Source organism: Pseudomonas putida, from assembly GCF_001976065.1.
In the GTDB taxonomy this organism is placed as follows: Bacteria; Pseudomonadota; Gammaproteobacteria; order Pseudomonadales; family Pseudomonadaceae; genus Aquipseudomonas; species Aquipseudomonas serbica.
In genome coordinates, this window is sequence record NZ_MNAH01000005.1 from 230,515 (window position 1) to 248,731 (window position 18,217).

At 61.3% G+C, this 18,217-nt stretch carries 17 protein-coding genes; 8 read left to right on the forward strand and 9 right to left on the reverse strand.

Translation table 11 applies throughout. The annotated features are described in order from the left end of the window. Nucleotides 1–42 precede the first annotated feature (42 nt). Entirely contained in the window at nt 43–1,152 is a 1,110-nt protein-coding gene (locus BKX96_RS19525) for an ABC transporter ATP-binding protein (protein ID WP_046818892.1), read from the reverse strand. After that, nucleotides 1,149–2,069, reverse strand: coding sequence for an ornithine carbamoyltransferase (gene argF, locus BKX96_RS19530; protein ID WP_046818891.1), 921 nt, complete (start codon nt 2,067–2,069; stop codon nt 1,149–1,151). The genes BKX96_RS19525 and argF overlap by 4 nt, the downstream gene beginning before the upstream one ends. A 476-nt stretch (nt 2,070–2,545) precedes the next feature. On the opposite strand from argF, the gene BKX96_RS19535 reads away from it, so the two are divergent. The 7 genes from BKX96_RS19535 to BKX96_RS19565 all read left to right on the forward strand — a co-directional run bounded on the left by BKX96_RS19535 (nt 2,546) and on the right by BKX96_RS19565 (nt 9,138). Next, nucleotides 2,546–4,654: a molybdopterin oxidoreductase family protein gene (locus tag BKX96_RS19535; RefSeq protein ID WP_077185242.1), complete on the forward strand. Its 2,109-nt coding sequence runs from the start codon at nt 2,546–2,548 to the stop codon at nt 4,652–4,654. 97 nt (nt 4,655–4,751) lie between these two features. Continuing rightward, on the forward strand, nt 4,752–5,093 hold the full coding sequence (gene grxD / locus BKX96_RS19540; RefSeq protein ID WP_046818889.1) for a Grx4 family monothiol glutaredoxin: 342 nt from the start codon (nt 4,752–4,754) through the stop codon (nt 5,091–5,093). Nucleotides 5,094–5,237: 144 nt separating this feature from the next. Further along, nucleotides 5,238–5,897, forward strand: a complete 660-nt coding sequence (locus BKX96_RS19545) for a FadR/GntR family transcriptional regulator (protein WP_046818888.1) — start codon at nt 5,238–5,240, stop codon at nt 5,895–5,897. After that, nucleotides 5,887–7,185, forward strand: coding sequence for a CynX/NimT family MFS transporter (locus BKX96_RS19550; protein ID WP_077185243.1), 1,299 nt, complete (start codon nt 5,887–5,889; stop codon nt 7,183–7,185). Before BKX96_RS19545 ends, BKX96_RS19550 begins: the two co-directional genes overlap by 11 nt. 100 nt (nt 7,186–7,285) lie before the next feature. Further along, nucleotides 7,286–7,756 (forward strand): nuclear transport factor 2 family protein, encoded by a 471-nt coding sequence (locus tag BKX96_RS19555; RefSeq protein ID WP_046818886.1) that lies wholly within the window; start codon nt 7,286–7,288, stop codon nt 7,754–7,756. Nucleotides 7,757–7,796: 40 nt separating this feature from the next. Then, entirely contained in the window at nt 7,797–8,114 is a 318-nt protein-coding gene (locus BKX96_RS19560) for a GIY-YIG nuclease family protein (protein ID WP_046818885.1), read from the forward strand. 88 nt (nt 8,115–8,202) lie between these two features. Next, complete coding sequence (locus BKX96_RS19565) at nt 8,203–9,138, forward strand: glutathione S-transferase family protein (RefSeq protein WP_077185244.1); 936 nt, start codon at nt 8,203–8,205, stop codon at nt 9,136–9,138. 110 nt (nt 9,139–9,248) lie between these two features. On the opposite strand, the gene BKX96_RS19570 is transcribed toward BKX96_RS19565, so the two are convergent. Together BKX96_RS19570 and yejK are read right to left on the reverse strand one after the other, a co-directional pair. After that, the gene (locus BKX96_RS19570; RefSeq protein ID WP_077185245.1) at nt 9,249–9,599 is read right to left on the reverse strand and encodes a glutaredoxin family protein; all 351 of its coding nucleotides are present in this window, start codon (nt 9,597–9,599) and stop codon (nt 9,249–9,251) included. Then, nucleotides 9,599–10,603, reverse strand: coding sequence for a nucleoid-associated protein YejK (gene yejK / locus BKX96_RS19575; protein ID WP_046818882.1), 1,005 nt, complete (start codon nt 10,601–10,603; stop codon nt 9,599–9,601). The genes BKX96_RS19570 and yejK overlap by 1 nt, the downstream gene beginning before the upstream one ends. 395 nt (nt 10,604–10,998) lie before the next feature. Between yejK and BKX96_RS19580 the strand changes: the two genes are divergently transcribed. Then, complete coding sequence (locus BKX96_RS19580; protein ID WP_007905514.1) at nt 10,999–11,280, forward strand: HU family DNA-binding protein; 282 nt, start codon at nt 10,999–11,001, stop codon at nt 11,278–11,280. Between the two features lie 198 nt (nt 11,281–11,478). On the opposite strand, the gene rlmF is transcribed toward BKX96_RS19580, so the two are convergent. From rlmF to BKX96_RS19605, 5 genes are all read right to left on the reverse strand, one after another. Further along, on the reverse strand, nt 11,479–12,501 hold the full coding sequence (gene rlmF, locus BKX96_RS19585; protein ID WP_077185246.1) for a 23S rRNA (adenine(1618)-N(6))-methyltransferase RlmF: 1,023 nt from the start codon (nt 12,499–12,501) through the stop codon (nt 11,479–11,481). 132 nt (nt 12,502–12,633) lie between these two features. Further along, the gene (locus BKX96_RS19590; protein WP_046818880.1) at nt 12,634–15,480 is read right to left on the reverse strand and encodes a valine--tRNA ligase; all 2,847 of its coding nucleotides are present in this window, start codon (nt 15,478–15,480) and stop codon (nt 12,634–12,636) included. A gap of 225 nt (nt 15,481–15,705) precedes the next feature. Then, a complete protein-coding gene (locus BKX96_RS19595) occupies nt 15,706–16,092 on the reverse strand; it encodes a DNA polymerase III subunit chi (RefSeq protein ID WP_077185247.1) in 387 nt (128 codons plus the stop codon). Between the two features lie 8 nt (nt 16,093–16,100). Further along, the gene (locus BKX96_RS19600) at nt 16,101–16,529 is read right to left on the reverse strand and encodes a DNA polymerase III subunit chi (RefSeq protein WP_046818878.1); all 429 of its coding nucleotides are present in this window, start codon (nt 16,527–16,529) and stop codon (nt 16,101–16,103) included. A 60-nt stretch (nt 16,530–16,589) separates the two neighbouring features. Beyond that, on the reverse strand, nt 16,590–18,080 hold the full coding sequence (locus tag BKX96_RS19605; RefSeq protein WP_077185248.1) for a leucyl aminopeptidase: 1,491 nt from the start codon (nt 18,078–18,080) through the stop codon (nt 16,590–16,592). Nucleotides 18,081–18,217 lie beyond the last annotated feature (137 nt).

The following is an 18,217-nucleotide window of genomic DNA, read 5'->3' on the forward strand; positions in this document are numbered from 1 at the left end:
ACGCCTTCGCTGGCGAGCCAGCTCCTACAGCGAATTGCTTCTTCAGTGGGCGGGACTGTAGCGCCGGACCCCTGAATCAACCGTCGGAATCTGCGCCGCCATGCTGCCGGACGCCTGGAACAGCACCAGGTGTTCCGCCGCGACACTAATACCGACTTCTGCGCCGATCATGTGATCGACATGGCTTGGGAAGATCGATTCCAGCTGCGCGCCGGTAGGCAATTGCAAACGATAAAGCGTCGAGGCGCCCTGGAAAGACTTGCCGACGATCCGCGCCTTCAATGCACTGTTAGGTGCATAAACGATATCGTCCGGACGCAGCAGCACATCCACCGCACCGCCAACCGGCCAGGTGTAGGCGCGGTTGCCGCGCAATTCCCCGAGTTCCGTTTGCACCGACTCCGGGCTGCTCAGCTGGCCGCGGATGAAATACCCCTGGCCGATGAAGCTGGCCACGTACGGCGTCAGCGGTTCGTGATAGAGGTTGTAGGGCGTATCCCACTGCTCCAGCCGGCCTTCCTTGAACACACCGACGTGATCGCTGACCGCGAAGGCTTCTTCCTGGTCGTGGGTCACCAGGATCGCGCTTGTACCCCGGGCCTTGAGAATGTCGCGCACCTCGTGGCTGAGTTTGCGGCGCAACTCACCGTCGAGATTGGAGAAGGGTTCGTCCAGCAGCAGCAATTGCGGTTCCGGCGCCAGTGCGCGCGCCAGTGCGACCCGTTGCTGCTGGCCGCCGGAGAGTTCGTGGGGATAGCGCTTGCCGAGGTTCTTCAAATTGACCAGCTCCAGCAACTCTTCGACGACGCGATCCTTGTGCGGATGCTTGCGAATACCGAAGGCGATGTTGTCGGCCACGCTCAAATGCGGAAACAGCGCGTAATCCTGGAACACCATGCCGATCCGGCGTTTCTCCGGCGCCAGGGTGAAACCGGCGCTGGAGATGGTCTCGCCCGCCAGCTGGATATCCCCTTCGTGCACCGGTTCGAAACCGGCAATGGCACGCAGGGTGGTGGTCTTGCCGCACCCTGAAGAGCCGAGCAGGCAACCGATGTCACCGGCGTTCAAATGCAGGTTGAGGTTTTGCACCACCCGCTGGTCTTGGTAGCCGCAGGCAAGGTTACGCAGGTTAAGCAGTAATGGCTGGCTCATGCGTGGTGGTACGCCGGTTCGACGAGGAACTCGAGCAGGGCTTTTTGCGCGTGCAGGCGGTTTTCAGCCTGGTCCCATGCCACCGAACGCGCATCGTCGAGCAGGTCGACACTGATTTCTTCGCCGCGGTGAGCCGGCAGGCAGTGCATGAACAACACGTCTTCAGCAGCCAGGTCGAGCAGGGCGCGGTTGACCTGATACGGCGCAAACAGTTGCAGGCGCTTGGCGGTTTCCTCTTCCTGGCCCATCGAGGTCCAGACGTCGGTGCTCACCAGGTGCGCACCACGCACGGCATCCTTTGGATCGCGCACGATGGTCACCCGGTCGCCGGCCTTGGCCACGAATTCGGGGTTGGGTTCGTAACCTTCCGGGCAGGCCACGCGCAACTGGAAGTCGAACTGAATCGCCGCTTCTATATAGCTGTTGCACATGTTGTTGCCGTCGCCGATCCAGGCCACGGTCTTGCCCTGGATCGAGCCACGGTGTTCGAGGAACGTCTGCATGTCGGCCAGCAACTGGCACGGGTGCAGGTCGTCGGACAGGCCGTTGATCACCGGCACGCGGGAGTTGGCGGCGAATTCGGTCAGGTTGCTGTGGGCAAAGGTACGGATCATCACGGCGTCGAGCATGCTCGACATGACGATCGCGCAGTCGCCGATCGGCTCTCCACGGCCCAATTGGGTATCGCGGGGCGACAGGAAGATCGCCTGGCCACCGAGCTGGATCATGCCGGCTTCGAAGGAAATGCGGGTGCGGGTCGAGGACTTTTCGAAAATCATCCCGAGCACGCGATTTTTCAAGGGCTCGAACAGTACGCCGCGGTTACGCAGGTCTTTGAGCTCAACGCCTCGACGGATCACGCTGACCAGCTCTTCGGGCGTGCAATCCATCAGGGAGAGAAAGTGCCTTGCGCTCATCATTGACTACCTTTTTGCTACAAACCGCAGATGCTCAAAGCCTTGTTTAACGGAACAACGGGCGAGACCTGCGGCGTAAGCCGCACGGGGCGACGAAATAGGGGAAGGCGCGATCTTATAATTAAATGTCGCGTCTTACCAATAGGGCTACGGTTTTTAGGGGATTCGGAGGGGCTACGGGATGACCGCGATAGCGCTTTTGAAGCCTGTTTCCTGACTGCAGCCAGGTATTTGTACACCGGCGCCGTGGAACTTGGCAATCAGAGGGGGCGGGGATGGTGCGCAGGCAGTCGCTTTGCGCACGGTTACCCGTCGCCGCCACCGAGGCTGTCGTCGCGATGATCGCCGGCGGTTATCGGCAGGCCTGATGGCCACCGATTCACAAGACGAACGTCGCTGGCGCGGTGGCGGGGCTGGCGCCATAGTTTTGTTCCCGCGGTCGCTATTGCCCGCCCAGAACAAGACAGAGACTGGCCATGACCAAGACTCTCCATCACCGTGCGTGCCATTTGTGTGAAGCCATCTGCGGCCTGACCATCGAAACCACCGAAGTCGAAGCCGGAAACCTGCAGATCACCTCGATCAAGGGCGACCCCCAGGACAGCTTCAGCCGCGGGCACATCTGCCCCAAGGCGGTGGCCCTGCAAGACATCCAGAACGATCCGGATCGCCTGCATCGACCGATGCTGCGGGTGGGCAGCGAATGGCAGCCGATCGAGTGGGACGCCGCCTTCGACCTGGTTGCCGAACGCCTGGCGGCCATCCAGGCGCGCCACGGGCAGAACGCGGTAGCGGTTTACCAGGGCAACCCCAGCGTGCACAACTATGGGTTGATGACCCACAGCAATTACTTCCTTGGCCTGTTGAAAACCCGCAACCGGTTTTCCGCGACGTCGGTCGACCAGTTGCCCCATCACCTGACCAGTCACTTGATGTACGGCCACGGTTTGCTGTTGCCGATACCGGACATCGATCACACCGACTTCATGCTGATCCTCGGCGGCAATCCGCTGGCCTCCAACGGCAGCATCATGACCGTGCCGGACGTGGAAAAACGCTTGAAGGCCATCCAGGCCCGGGGCGGCAAAGTGGTGGTGGTCGATCCGCGTCGCAGCGAAACGGCGGCGATTGCCGACCAGCATCTGTTCGTGCGTCCCGGTGGCGATGCGGCGCTGCTGTTCGGTCTGCTCAATACTTTGTTCGCCGAGGGCCTGACCCGCGACAGTCATTTGCCGGTGGACGGCCTGGATGACGTGCGCGAAGCCGTGGCAGGTTTCAGCGCCGAAACCATGAGTCCCTTGTGCGCGGTGCCGGCGGAGCAGATCCGCCAGTTGGCGCGGGATTTTGCCGCAGCACCCACGGCGGTTTGCTACGGCCGCATGGGCGTCTCGACCCAGGCCTTCGGCACGCTGTGCCATTGGCTGGTGCAGTTGATCAACCTGGTCACCGGCAACCTCGACCGCGTCGGCGGCGCGTTGTGCACCGAGCCTGCGGTTGACCTGGTGGCCTCGACGTCGGGCGGGCATTTCAATCTGTGGCAGAGCCGGGTGTCAGGGCGCCCTGAGTACGGCGGCGAACTGCCGGTGTCGGCGTTGGCCGAAGAGATGCTGACCGAAGGCGAAGGGCAGGTTCGCGCGCTGATTACCGTAGCGGGCAACCCGGTGCTGTCCACGCCCAACGGTCGTCAGCTGGAACAGGCGCTGGATGGCCTGGAGTTCATGGTCAGCATCGACCTGTATATCAATGAAACCACGCGTTATGCCGACCTGATCCTGCCGTCCACCTCGGCGCTGGAAAACGATCATTACGACACCACCTTCAACATGTTTGCGGTGCGCAACGTCAGCCGCTTCAATCGCGCCATACTGCCCAAGCCTGAAGGTGCCTTGCACGACTGGGAGATTTTCGTCGGCTTGGCCAAGGCGTTCGCGGCAAAAACGGGCAAGGAGTTGAAGCCCACCATCGCCCCGGCGCAGATGATCGACCGCGGTTTGCGCCTGGGACTTTACGGCGACGCGTCCCGGCACAAGCTGTCACTGGCCACCCTGTTCGATCATCCCCATGGGGTTGACCTGGGCGCGCTGAAACCCAACCTGGCGCCGCGTCTTAAAACCGCCAACCAGCGAGTCCAGGCGGCCCCCGTCGCCATCCTCGCCGACCTGGCGCGCTTCGCGGCATTGCGGGCGCCCGCCGCCGATGAGTTGCTAATGATCGGCCGGCGCCATGTGCGCAGCAACAACTCGTGGATGCACAACTATCACCGGCTGGTGAAGGGCAAGCCGCGCCACCAGTTGTTGATGCATCCGCAGGATCTGGCCAGTCGCGGGCTGAACGACGGGCAGCGGGTACGGGTCAGTTCGCGGGTCGGGGTGATCGAGGTGGAAGTGTTGGCCAGCCTGGATATGATGAAAGGTGTGGTCAGCCTTCCGCACGGTTGGGGTCATGCGCGACCAGGCGTACAGATGACCATCGCCAGCGGCCAACCGGGCTCCAGCGCCAATGACCTGACCGACGAGTGTCAGCTCGACGAGTTGTCGGGTAACGCGGCGTTGAACGGTGTGCCGGTGACCGTGGTAGCGGCCTGATCGCATCTGACGGAGAGACCGAGCAGGGCGCTCGGCTTTCCGTTACAATGCGCCACCGTGCCGACCCATGAGTCGGAAAGTTCAGCCGAGGTGCTCCATGGATATCATCGAAACGATTAAAGAGCAGATTGCCAACAACACCATTCTGCTTTACATGAAAGGCTCGCCGAATGCCCCGCAGTGTGGCTTCTCCGCGAAAGCCGCGCAGGCCGTGATGGCGTGTGGCGAAAAATTTGCGTACGTGGATATCCTGCAGAACCCGGAAATCCGCGCCAACCTGCCAAAGTACGCCAACTGGCCAACCTTCCCGCAGCTGTGGGTAGCGGGCGAGCTGGTCGGCGGTAGCGACATCATGACCGAGATGTCCGCTGACGGTTCGCTGCAGTCCCTGATCAAGGACGCGGCAGCCAAAGCTGCAGCAGCCAAGACCGAAGCCTGATACAGGGCATCAAAAAAACCCTTCACGGTTATTCGTGAAGGGTTTTTTTTCGCCCCGGGAAAAATCATCGGGGTTGTCCTGCCGGATGAAGCTGACTAACATGTCAGAAAATTCATCCTATGATTGGATGACAGGGCGAATCCGATGTCTGATATTTCTCCGCTAGTAAAACGCTCCCTGGTCGACCAGGCCCTGGAGCAATTGCGCTTGCGCATCAACCAGGGCGTCTGGACGGTGGGGCAACGCCTGCCGACCGAGCCCGAGCTGTCCGCCGAACTGGGCATCAGTCGCAACACGGTGCGCGAAGCCATGCGTGTGCTGGCGTTTTCCGGGTTGATCGAGATTCGCCAGGGTGACGGCAGTTACCTGCGAGCCTTGGTCGACCCGCTGGACACCCTCAAGGCGCTGTCCCGCTGTTCCCTCGAGCAGGCACGCGAGACCCGGCACATCCTCGAAGTCGAGGCCATCGGCCTTGCTGCCCTGCGCCGTACCGATGAAGACCTGGTGGCATTGCGCGAGGCCCTGGGTGTCAGCGGCAGCCACTATCACGGCGATCTCGACACCTACATCGCCTGTGACCTGGTGTTCCACCGCCGCTTGGTGGACGCCGCACACAACCCGACCCTCAGCGAGCTGTATCGCTATTTCTCCAGCGTCGTCGGCGAACAATTGCGCCACTGCCTGAACATCACGCCACGGCGCCAGGAGGTCTTCGACCTGCACGTCGAATTGCTCGATGCCGTGGAGCAACGCGACCCGGAACGGGCCAAAGCCCTGTCGAGGCAGTTGATCAATGAACCTTGAAACCGAGAACCCCATGTCCAGAGATCTCCCATCACCCAAGCGCACGGCAGAGCTGGAAGAGCTGCTGATCGATGCCGAGGCCGATGACGAACAGGTCCAGCAAACCCAACCGATCCTGGTTCGGCCGTGGCTGTTGCTGCTGGGTTTGATCCTGGTGGCACTGAACCTGCGCCCGGCGTTGTCGAGCATGGCGCCGATGCTGAGTGAAGTGTCGAAAAGCCTCGGGCTGTCGGCGTCACAGGCCGGGTTGCTGACCACCTTGCCGGTGCTTTGTCTTGGCCTGTTCGCGCCGCTGGCGCCGGTGCTGGCGCGTCGATTCGGCGCGGAGCGGGTGGTGCTGGGCATTCTCCTGACCCTGGCGGGCGGGATCATCCTGCGCAGTTCCTTTGGCGAGATCGGCCTGTTCGCTGGCAGCGTGCTGGCAGGCGCCAGCATCGGCGTGATCGGCGTGTTGCTGCCTGGCATCGTCAAGCGCGACTTCGCCAAACAGGCCGGGACCATGACCGGCGTCTACACCATGGCCCTGTGCCTCGGTGCGGCCATGGCGGCGGGCGCGACGGTGCCGCTGAGTGAACATTTCGATAAAAGCTGGGCCATGGGCCTCGGTTTCTGGGTGATTCCGGCGCTGGTCGCGGCGCTGTTCTGGTTGCCCCAGGTCGGGCACAAACACGGCGCGCACAACGTGGCCTATCGAGTGCGTGGCCTGCTGCGCGACCCGCTGGCCTGGCAGGTGACCTTGTACATGGGCTTGCAATCGTCGCTGGCCTACATCGTGTTCGGTTGGTTGCCGTCGATCCTGATCGGTCGCGGGCTCACCCCGACCCAGGCCGGCCTGGTGCTGTCGGGTTCAGTGATCGTTCAGTTGGTCAGCTCCCTCGCGGCACCCTGGCTGGCGACACGCGGCAAGGATCAGCGCCTGGCGATCGTGATCGTCATGGCGCTGACCCTGGGTGGCCTGTTCGGTTGCCTGTACGCGCCAATCGATGGCTTGTGGGGCTGGGCGATTGTGCTGGGACTGGGGCAGGGCGCCACGTTCAGCCTGGCGTTGACCCTGATCGTGCTGCGCTCACGGGACTCCCATGTGGCCGCGAACCTGTCGAGCATGGCCCAGGGCTTCGGTTACACCCTGGCGTCCATGGGGCCGTTCGCGGTCGGCATCGTGCATGACTGGACCGGTGGCTGGAACGCCGTGGGCTGGATCTTCGGCGTCATCGGCCTGGGTGCGATCATCGCCGGGCTCGGTGCCGGGCGGGCACTGTACGTGCAAGTCGCAAGCGAAAAAGTCTGACCCCTGCCCACTATCGGTATTCGCCTTGCGAATGCCGATAGTGTTCGGTGTATTTGCAGACTATCGTGCAGGCAATTCATCAACCGTACGGAGCCTGCCCATGAGTGATGCCCATAGCGCATTGATCACCCAGTTCTACCAAGCCTTCCAGCGGCTGGATGCCGAGGCCATGAGTGCCTGCTATACCGATGACGTGGTGTTCAGTGATCCGGCGTTCGGCGAGCTTCGCGGGCGCGATGCGGGTGACATGTGGCGCATGCTCACGACCCGGGCCAAGGATTTTTCCCTGACCTTCGATAACGTTCAAGCGGGCGAGCGCACCGGTACTGCTCATTGGGTGGCGACGTACCTGTTCAGCCAGACGGGCAACACGGTGATCAACGACATCCATGCGCGCTTCGTCTTTCGCGACGGCAAGATTTGCGAGCATCACGACCGCTTTGATTTGTGGAAGTGGTCGCGTCAGGCACTGGGCCTCAAAGGCCTGCTGCTGGGTTGGAGCCCACTGGTGCGCAACGCCGTTCGAGCACAGGCGCTGAAGGGCCTGAAGGCATTCCAGGCCAGTCGCTGATAAGATTGCGGCTTGTTTCCCTCCAAGCCCCGATCGTCACGTGAACAGCCCAAGCGAATCCTGCGCCATTGCCGCCGAACCCACACCCGTCAGTAGAACCTGGTTCGTCTACCTCGTTCGCGCGGCCAATGGATCGCTTTATTGTGGGATCAGTGACGATCCGCAAAAACGTTTCGCCAAGCACCAAAGCGGTAAGGGCGCACGCTTCTTTCTCTCCAGTCCGGCCATGGCGCTGGTCTACACCGAAGCCTGTCGCGACAAGAGCGACGCGTTGCGCCAGGAGCGCCTGATAAAGAAACTCAGGAAGAGTGCCAAGGAGTGCCTGGTGGCGAGCGCGAATACCGCCTTATCAATTTGACTGATCAGTTCCCATCAGGCCGATCTGTAGGCTGCGAACAGATTGCGCGCTAAGCTGCGGGTTCCTGATTCTTGCGGCGGAGCCGAGCATGTCCGAGTTGATTCTGCATCATTACCCGACGTCCCCCTTCGCCGAAAAAACCCGGCTGCTGTTAGGTTTCAAAGGACTGTCCTGGCACTCGGTGAAAATTTCGCCGGTAATGCCCAAGCCCGATTTGACGGCGTTGACCGGTGGTTATCGCAAGACCCCGGTGTTGCAGATCGGCGCGGATATCTATTGCGACACCGCCTTGATCGCCCGTCGCCTCGAGCAGGAAAAAGCCCTGCCGGCGTTCTTCCCCGAAGGACAGGAAATGATCGCCGCGTCCTTCGCGGCGTGGGCCGATTCGGTGGTGTTCCAGCATGCGGTCAGCCTGGTATTCCAGCCGGAATCGATAGCAGTGCGTTTCGGCAATTTGTCCCCTGAAGCGATCAAGGCCTTCATCGCCGACCGGACCGGTTTGTTCAGTGGCGGCAGTGCGACCCGCTTGTCCGCCGAGCAGGCCCGGCACCAATGGCCGACGATCATGGCGCGCCTGGAGCAGCAGCTGCAGCGCGAGGAGGGGGATTACCTGTTTGGCGAGCCGTCGATTGCCGACTTCGCCATGGCTCATCCGCTGTGGTTCCTCAAGGCAACACCCGTGACTTCGCCGCTTGTGGATAACTACCCGGCGATCTCGGCGTGGTTGGCGCGGGTGCTGGGATTCGGCCACGGTGCGCCGAGTGAAATGACGTCTGAAGAAGCGCTGAGTGTGGCCCGTGACGCGACGCCTGCTGCATTGCCGGATGAAACGTTCGAAGATCCGAATGGTTTCAAGGCGGGTCAGCAAGTGGTGATTGCCGCCACTGACTATGGCGTTGATCCGGTGGCGGGGGAGTTGGTGTTTGCCGGCAGGGAGGAGTTGATTGTGCGTCGAGAAGACGAGCGTGGCGGCGTGGTGCATGTACACGTTCCGCGATTCGGTTTCCGTATCGAGGCGCAATAACTTCGCCCTACGCGACCCTGTAGGAGCTGGCTTGCCAGCGAAGACGGTGGCTCAGTCGACAAATGTGCCGACTGAACCACCGCATTCGCTGGCAAGCCAGCTCCTACCAGTCATTTCAACGCCGCCAGAATCGCATCCGGTTCATACCCGCGAATCAAGGTCCCGTTCACATCGATGATCGGAATCCCGCCGCCTCCCAACGCCTGGTAGGCCTTGCGAGCCTCGGCATCCTTCTCGATATCGAACGCCTTGTACGCAATGCCCTTCTGATCAAGAAAGCGCTGGGTCAGCTTGCAGTAGCCACACCACTCAGTGGCGTAGAGCACGACGTTGGCCTTGGCCTGGGTCTGCTCGGACACCACCTGTGAAGGGTTGAATACCCGCTCGATCTTGCCCCAGTTCTGATAGACCACGACCACCAGCAGGACCAGCAGGCATTTCTTCAGTACGTTGCCCAGCATCAGTTGCGGCGCTTGAGCTGGTCAGTGAGCGAGGTCGGCAGGCCCTTGATGATCAAGGTGCCGGCTTCTTCGTCGTACTCGATTTTCGAACCCAGCAGGTGAGCTTCGAAGCTGATGGACAGGCCTTCGGCGCGGCCGGTGAAGCGGCGGAACTGGTTCAGGGTGCGCTTATCGGCCGGGATCTCCGGCGACAGGCCGTAGTCCTTGTTGCGGATATGGTCGTAGAAGGCTTTCGGGCGTTCTTCGTCGATCAGCCCCGACAACTCTTCCAGGCCCATGGGCTCGCCGAGCTTGGCCTGGCTGCTGGCGTAGTCCACCAGGGTCTTGGTTTTCTCGCGGGCGTCGTCTTCGGGCAGGTCTTCGCTTTCGACGAAGTCACTGAAGGCCTTGAGCAGGGTGCGGGTTTCCCCGGGGCCGTCGACGCCTTCCTGGCAGCCGATGAAGTCGCGGAAATACTCCGATACTTTTTTCCCGTTCTTGCCCTTGATGAACGAGATGTACTGCTTGGACTGCTTGTTGTTCTGCCACTCGGACACGTTGATCCGCGCCGCCAGGTGCAACTGGCCCAGGTCCAGGTGGCGGGAGGGGGTCACGTCCAGTTCGTCAGTCACTGCGACGCCTTCACTGTGGTGCAGCAAGGCGATGGCCAGGTAATCGGTCATGCCTTGCTGATAGTGGGCGAACAGGACGTGGCCGCCGACCGAGAGGTTGGACTCCTCCATCAGTTTTTGCAGGTGCTCGACAGCCACGCGACTGAAGGCGGTAAAGTCCTTGCCGCCCTCGAAATACTCCTTCAGCCAGCCGCTGAACGGATGCGCCCCGGATTCGGCATGGAAGAAACCCCAGGCCTTGCCTTGTTTGGCGTTATAGCTTTCGTTGAGGTCGGCAAGCATGTTCTCGATGGCGCTCGACTCGGCCAGTTCGGAGTCGCGAGCGTGCAGAACTGCAGGTGTGCCGTCGGGTTTTTTGTCGATCAGGTGGACGATGCAATGACGGATCGGCATGGGCTTCTCGGCTGATTGAAGACGGGAGTGCGCGCTCCCCGAAAAAGCGCCCAGTGTACCGCAACCACTGGTTTTGGCGTGGTGCGAACGGCAATTGCGGGGTGACCGGTGGTGCTTATGCGGTTTTTTCCCGATTTAGAGCAATAAAGCTGACCAATTGGGTAGCTAGAGGCGGATATTTCCCCGTCTCTGTGCTAGTTTTGCCCGGTCTTACGCGTAGTCACTGCGTTAAGCGTGCATTCAGCATTTGTCAGGTCGAACCAAACCCTGATTTCGGAATCTATAACCCCGATCCCGTGGTTATTTGACCGAGGGTGCCAGATCCAGAAGATCGGGCTCGATGGCTGACACTGCACTCTGCAATCCATATGAATTTGATAGGGAAGGAACACTACATGGCTCTTACTAAAGACCAACTGATCGCCGACATCGCTGAAGCTATCGACGCGCCGAAAACCACCGCGCGTAACGCTCTGGACCAACTGGGCCAAATCGTTGCCGATCAGCTGGAAAACGGCGGCGAAATCACTCTGCCAGGTATCGGCAAGCTGAAAGTGACTGAGCGTCCTGCCCGTACTGGCCGTAACCCTTCGACTGGCGCTGCCATCGAAATCGCTGCCAAGAAAGTGATCAAGCTGGTTGTGGCCAAAGGCCTGACCGACGCTGTTAACAAGTAAGACTTGTTAAAAAAAACCGTGCGCCGGAGCGATCCGCGCACGGTTTTTTTGTATCTGCGATTTACCACGAACACCCTATTTCCAATGTGGGAGCGGGCTTGCTCGCGAAGGCAGTGTATCCGTCACCATTGAAGTCGACTGATGCACCGCCTTCGCGAGCAAGCCCGCTCCCACAGTTGATCTGCGTCGATCACTTGTTCAGCTTTTGCTTGTCCAACGCTCGCGCCAGGCCTGCTGCTGTTCTTGAGTGTGGAAGGTCCAGGCCACGAAACGGCTCTGCTTCTGGCCCTGGGACATTTCCACCACCTGACTTTGCAGGGCGCCGGCCTTCTTCAGGGCGGTCTGGATCGCCGGCAGGTTCGAGGCTTTCGACACCAGGGTGCTGAACCACAACACCTGCTGGCCCACTTGCGCGCTCTCGCTGATCAGTTGCGTAACGAACCGCGCTTCGCCGCCCTCGCACCACAACTCCGCCGCCTGACCGCCGAAATTCAGCACCGGCAGTTTGCGTTTCGGATCGGCCTTGCCCAGCGCGCGCCATTTACGGCTGCTGCCCCGGGTGGCTTCCTCCAGCGAGGCGTGGAACGGTGGGTTGCACATCGTCAGGTCAAAGCGCTCGGCGCTCTCCAGCAGGCCCAGCAAGATTTGCTTGCGGTTGCCCTGCTGACGAACCTGGATGGCCTTGTTCAAGCCGTTGGACTGGATGATGGCCTTGGCGGCGGCAATGGCGGTGGTGTCGATTTCCGAGCCGAGAAACTGCCAGCGGTAGTCGCTGTGGCCGATCAACGGGTACACGCAGTTGGCGCCCATGCCCACGTCCAGCACCTTCACCGCCGCACCGCGGGGAATGACGCCGTCATTGACGCTGGCCAACAGGTCGGCGAGGAAGTGTACGTAGTCCGCACGTCCCGGGACCGGCGGGCACAGGTAATCGGCCGGAATGTCCCAGTGGGCGATGCCGTAGAACGACTTGAGCAGCGCCCGGTTGAACACCCGCACCGCGTCCGGGCTGGCGAAGTCGATGCTTTCCTTGCCGTACGGGTTGATGATCACGAACTTCGCCAGCTCCGGCGTGCTCTTGATCAGTGCCGGGAAGTCGTAGCGACCCTGGTGGCGATTGCGCGGGTGCAGGCTGGCCTTTTCGCGCGGTTCAACGGCCTTGGCCGGGGTCGCGGATTCGGGCTTTTTACGCGCAGGTCTGGGTGTGCGGGGGGCGGTCATGGGTGTGGTCGATTCGGGTATGGCTGAAAGTGGCTGGCATTGTCCCACAGGTGTTTAGGGGTGTTTGGAAAAAAGTGGCGGGCATAAAAAAGGGAGGCCACCCGGGCCTCCCTTTTTTATTGCGATTTGCCGTTACAGGCTGGCAATCCGCGCATGTTGCTCCGCCAGCTTGCCCAGAGCCTGTTCGGCTTCGGCCAGTTTGGCGCGTTCTTTCTCGATGACTTCGGCAGGCGCCTTGTCAACGAAACCGGCATTGGACAGCTTGCCGCCGACGCGCTGCACTTCGCCTTGCAGGCGCTGGATTTCCTTGTCCAGGCGCGCAAGCTCGGCACCTTTGTCGATCAGGCCGGCCATCGGCACCAGCACTTCCATCTCGCCGACCAGTGCGGTGGCGGACAGCGGCGCTTCTTCGCCAGCCGCCAGCACGGTGATCGATTCGAGGCGCGCCAGTTTCTTCAGCAGGGCTTCGTTTTCGCTCAGGCGACGCTGGTCCTCGGCGCTGACGTTCTTCAGGAACAACGGCAGCGGTTTGCCCGGGCCGATGTTCATTTCGCCACGGATGTTACGTGTGCCGAGCATCAGGCCCTTGAGCCATTCGATGTCGTCTTCGGCGGCCTGGTCGATGCGTGCTTCGTTGGCCACAGGCCAAGGTTGCAGCATGATCGTCTTGCCTTCGATACCGGCCAGCGGCGCGAGGCGCTGCCAGATTTCTTCGGTGATGAACGGCATGAACGGATGCGCCAGGCGCAGGGCCACTTCGAGCACGCGAACCAAGGTGCGGCGCGTACCGCGCTGGCGTTCGACCGGTGCGTTTTCGTCCCACAGCACGGGCTTGGACAGTTCCAGGTACCAGTCGCAATACTGGTTCCAGATGAACTCGTACAAGGCTTGCGCAGCCAGGTCGAAACGGAACTGGTCGAGCTGACGGGTCACTTCGGCTTCGGTGCGCTGCAGCTGCGAAATGATCCAGCGATCGGCCAGCGAAAGCTCGTAGGCTTCGCCGTTCTGACCGCAGTCTTCGCCTTTGTCCAGCACGTAGCGCGCAGCGTTCCAGATCTTGTTGCAGAAGTTGCGATAGCCTTCGACGCGGCCCATGTCGAACTTGATGTCGCGACCGGTGGACGCCAGCGAGCAGAAAGTGAAGCGCAGGGCGTCGGTGCCGTAGCTGGCGATGCCTTCGGCGAACTCTTCGCGGGTCTGCTTCTCGATCTTCTTCGCCAGTTTCGGCTGCATCATGCCGGAGGTACGCTTTTGAACAAGCTCTTCCAGCTCGATGCCGTCGATGATGTCCAGCGGGTCAAGGACGTTGCCCTTGGACTTGGACATCTTCTGGCCCTGGCCATCACGCACCAGGCCGTGCACGTACACGGTCTTGAACGGAACCTGCGGCGTGCCGTCTTCGTTCTTCACCAAATGCATGGTGAGCATGATCATCCGGGCAACCCAGAAGAAAATGATGTCGAAACCGGTGACCAGCACGTCGGTGGAATGGAATTTTTTCAGGAATTCGGTCTGTTCCGGCCAGCCGAGGGTGGAGAAGGTCCACAGGCCCGAGCTGAACCAGGTGTCGAGTACGTCGTTGTCCTGTTGCAACGCCACGTCCGGGCCGAGGTTGTGCTTGGCGCGCACTTCAGCTTCGTCGCGACCGACGTAGACTTTGCCCGACTCGTCGTACCAGGCGGGAATCCGGTGGCCCCACCACAGCTGACGGCTGATGCACCAGTCCTGGATGTCGCGCATCCATGAGAAGTACATGTTCTCGTACTGCTTGGGCACGAACTGGATACGACCGTCTTCAACGGCGGCAATCGCAGGTTCGGCCAGCGGTTTGGTGGACACGTACCACTGGTCGGTCAGCCACGGCTCGATGATGGTGCCGGAGCGATCGCCTTTCGGCACTTTCAGGGCGTGATCGTCGACGCTGACCAGCAGGCCTGCGGCTTCGAATGCCGCTACGATCTGCTTGCGCGCTTCGAAGCGGTCCAGGCCGGCATATTCAGCCGGGATCTTGCCGTCGATCGTTTCGTTCAGGCTGCCGTCGAGGTTGAACGCCTGAACGGCTGGCAGGACGTTGGCGTTCTTGTCGAAGATGTTCAGCAGCGGCAGGTTGTGACGCTTGCCGACTTCGTAGTCGTTGAAATCGTGGGCCGGGGTGATTTTCACGCAGCCGGTGCCGAATTCAGGGTCGCAGTAATCATCGGCGATGATCGGGATGCGGCGGCCGACCAGCGGCAGCTCGACAAATTTTCCGATCAGGGCTTTGTAGCGTTCATCGTTCGGGTTAACCGCGACGGCGGAGTCGCCGAGCATGGTTTCCGGACGAGTCGTCGCGACGATCAGGAAGTCGTTGCCTTCAGCGGTTTTGGCGCCGTCGGCCAGCGGGTATTTCAGGTTCCACAGGAAACCTTTCTCGTCGTGGTTTTCCACTTCAAGGTCGGAAATCGCCGTGTGCAGCTTGGTGTCCCAGTTGACCAGGCGCTTGCCGCGGTAGATCAGGCCGTCTTCGTGCAGGCGCACGAAGGCTTCCTTCACGGCTTCCGAGAGGCCGTCGTCCATGGTGAAGCGCTCGCGGCTCCAGTCCACGGACGAGCCGAGGCGGCGGATCTGACGGCTGATGTTGCCGCCGGACTGATCCTTCCATTCCCAGACTTTTTCGAGGAATTTGTCGCGGCCCAGATCGTGGCGATTTTGGCCTTGGGCTTCGAGTTGACGCTCCACCAGCATTTGCGTGGCGATACCGGCATGGTCGGTACCCGGTTGCCACAGGGTGTTGCGACCCTGCATGCGGCGGAAACGGATCAAGGCGTCCATGATCGCGTTGTTGAAGCCATGGCCCATGTGCAGGCTGCCGGTGACGTTCGGCGGCGGGATCATGATGGTGTAGGACTCGCCCGCGCCTTGCGGGGCGAAGTAATTCTCAGACTCCCAAGTGTTGTACCAGGAAGTTTCAATGGCGTGCGGCTGGTAGGTCTTATCCATGCGCGGCGGGACCCTATTGGCATTTATTCAGGAAAAGCCGGCAAGTATAGCGGGGCATGGGGCGTAGGGCGAGCAGGTGCGGACAGGGCGCGTCCGCAAAACTGATGCAAATCCCCTTGTCGGAGCAAGCGTGCTCGCGATGGCAGTGTGTCAGTCGACTTGAATGGTGGCTGGCACACGCTTTCGCGAGCAAGCCCGCTCCCACAGGGGGAGCTGTGTTTGGGCTCAGTCGTTGTACTGGCTGAGAAGCCGCTCCAAGCGCGCACTGAGGCGGCGTTTGATTTCGGTTTCGATGTGCGGTGCGAAGTCGTCGATCACGTCTTGCATGATCAATTGCGCGGCGGCGCGCAGTTCGGTGTCGAGGTACAGCAGGGCGTCAGCGCTTTTGCTGGTCGTCGGTGCCGGTTCGGCGGGTTTGGGAGCGGGTGGCTCGACGACCGGCGCAGGCTCGTTCACGGTGTCGAACAACATCGGAATCTGTTCCTGGTCACCTTCTTCGACCGTATCGGTCAGCAGGGGAGGTTGCAGGTTGTCATCGCCGAGCAGTTGGCGGATCGACTCAAGGTCGTCCAGCAGGTGCGCGGATTGTTGCAGCGGTTTTGGAGTGTCCATCGGAATGCTCAGAGTCGCTGTAAACGGTGATCTTGCAGAGGATAGCCCTGTTCGCGGTAGAAACGGAAACTCTCCCGCGCAGCAGCCCTGATCGTCGGATCCTCCACCACCACTTCCGCCACACGGGCGAACTTGCTGGCGAAGGCCGGGACTTTCAGGTCGAGATTGACCAGCAAATCCTGATGCTGACCGCAGTCTTCGCCCAACCCCAGGACAATCAAGCCGTCAGGTTCGCTGTCGGCAGGGCCGTGGGGCACGAAGCTTTCGCCCTTGAACGCCCACAGGCGTGCATCGAGATCATCGCGCTGGGCCGCATCACTGCAATGCAGGTAGATGCGGTGGCCCATGCGCCAGGCTTTCTCGGTGAGCTTGCAGGCAAAGTCCAGGCGTGCCGAAGGATCGGCGCTGGGCAGGATATAGAAGTCGACTTTGGTCATGGCGGTTCCAGAGCGGCTAGCGGCGTCACCGGAAAGTGACGCCGCCGCCCATCAACGGTTTCAGGCTTTGGCGCGATCCAGCAGGTACTGGGTCAGCAGGGGAACCGGACGGCCAGTGGCGCCCTTGTCCTTGCCGCCGCTGGTCCAGGCCGTGCCGGCGATGTCCAGGTGTGCCCAGTTCAGGTTCTTGGTGAAGCGCGACAGGAAGCAGGCCGCCGTGATGGTGCCGGCTTTCGGGCCGCCAATGTTGGCGATGTCGGCGAACGGGCTGTCCAGCTGTTCCTGGTATTCATCGAACAGCGGCAGTTGCCAGGCGCGGTCGTCGGCAGCCTTGCCGGCGCTCAGCAGTTGGTCGATCAGTTCGTCGTTGTTGCCCAACAGGCCCGAGGTGTGGGAACCCAGGGCAACCACGCAGGCGCCGGTCAGGGTCGCGATGTCGATCACCGCTTGCGGCTTGAAGCGCTCGGAGTAGGTCAGGGCGTCGCACAGCACCAGGCGGCCTTCGGCGTCGGTGTTGAGGATTTCCACGGTCTGGCCGCTCATGGTGGTGACGATGTCGCCCGGACGCGAAGCGTTGCCGCTCGGCATGTTCTCGGCGCAGGCCAGGATGCACACCAGGTTGATCGGCAGCTTCAGTTCGAGTACGGCACGCAGGGTGCCGAACACGCTGGCGGCGCCGCCCATGTCGTACTTCATTTCATCCATGCCGGCACCCGGCTTGAGGCTGATGCCGCCGGTGTCGAAGGTGATGCCCTTGCCGACCAGCGCGTACGGCTTCTCGGATTTCTTGCCGCCGTTGTATTGCATGACGATCAGGCGCGGTGGCTGGGCGCTGCCCTGGCCGACGGCATAGAAAGAACCCATGCCCAGGGCCTTGATTTTCTTCTCGTCGAGGACTTCGACTTTCAGGTCCTTGAACGCTTTGCCCAGGTTCTTGGCTTGCTCGCCGAGGAAAGTCGGGTGGCAGATGTTCGGCGGCAGGTTGCCCAGGTTGCGAGTGAATGCCATGCCGTTGGCAATGGCAGTGGCGTGGTTCACGGCGCGTTGCACTTCCGCCTCGGCGGCCTTGATGGTCACCAAAGTGACTTTCTTCAGGGCGCGTGGCTCGGCTTTCTGGCTCTTGAACTGATCGAACTGGTACTCGCCATCCACCAGGGTTTCGGCCAGCAGGCGGGTCTTGCCATAGCTGTCGCGGCCCTTGACCACGATTTCATCCAGGGCCAGCACTGCATCGCTGCCACCCAGGCCCTTGAGCGTGTTGAGGATGCCGGCGATGATCTTGCGGAACGGGCGGTCGCCCAGTTCTTCATCCTTGCCCACGCCGACCAGCAATACCCGTTCGGCTTTCAGGTTTGGCAGGCTGTGCAGCAACAGGCTCTGGCCAACCTTGCCGGCCAGGTCGCCGCGCTTGAGCACTGCACTGATGACGCCGGCGCTGAGTTCGTCGAGCTGTTTGGCCACAGCGCCGAGCTTGCGGCCTTCGCCGACGGCAACCACCAGCGTGGCGGTCTTCAACGTTTGCGGGTTGACGCTTTTTACAACCAGTTCCATGTCCGGGTCCCTGAATTGATGGTCGATACGCAAGCGCTGGACAAGGTACGGGCAGCGCTTGCTTATAAATAGGAAGGCGCCAGGATCGACCGGCGACGAAGGCGGCAGTTTGAACCTCGCCAGCGGCGCCTGACAAC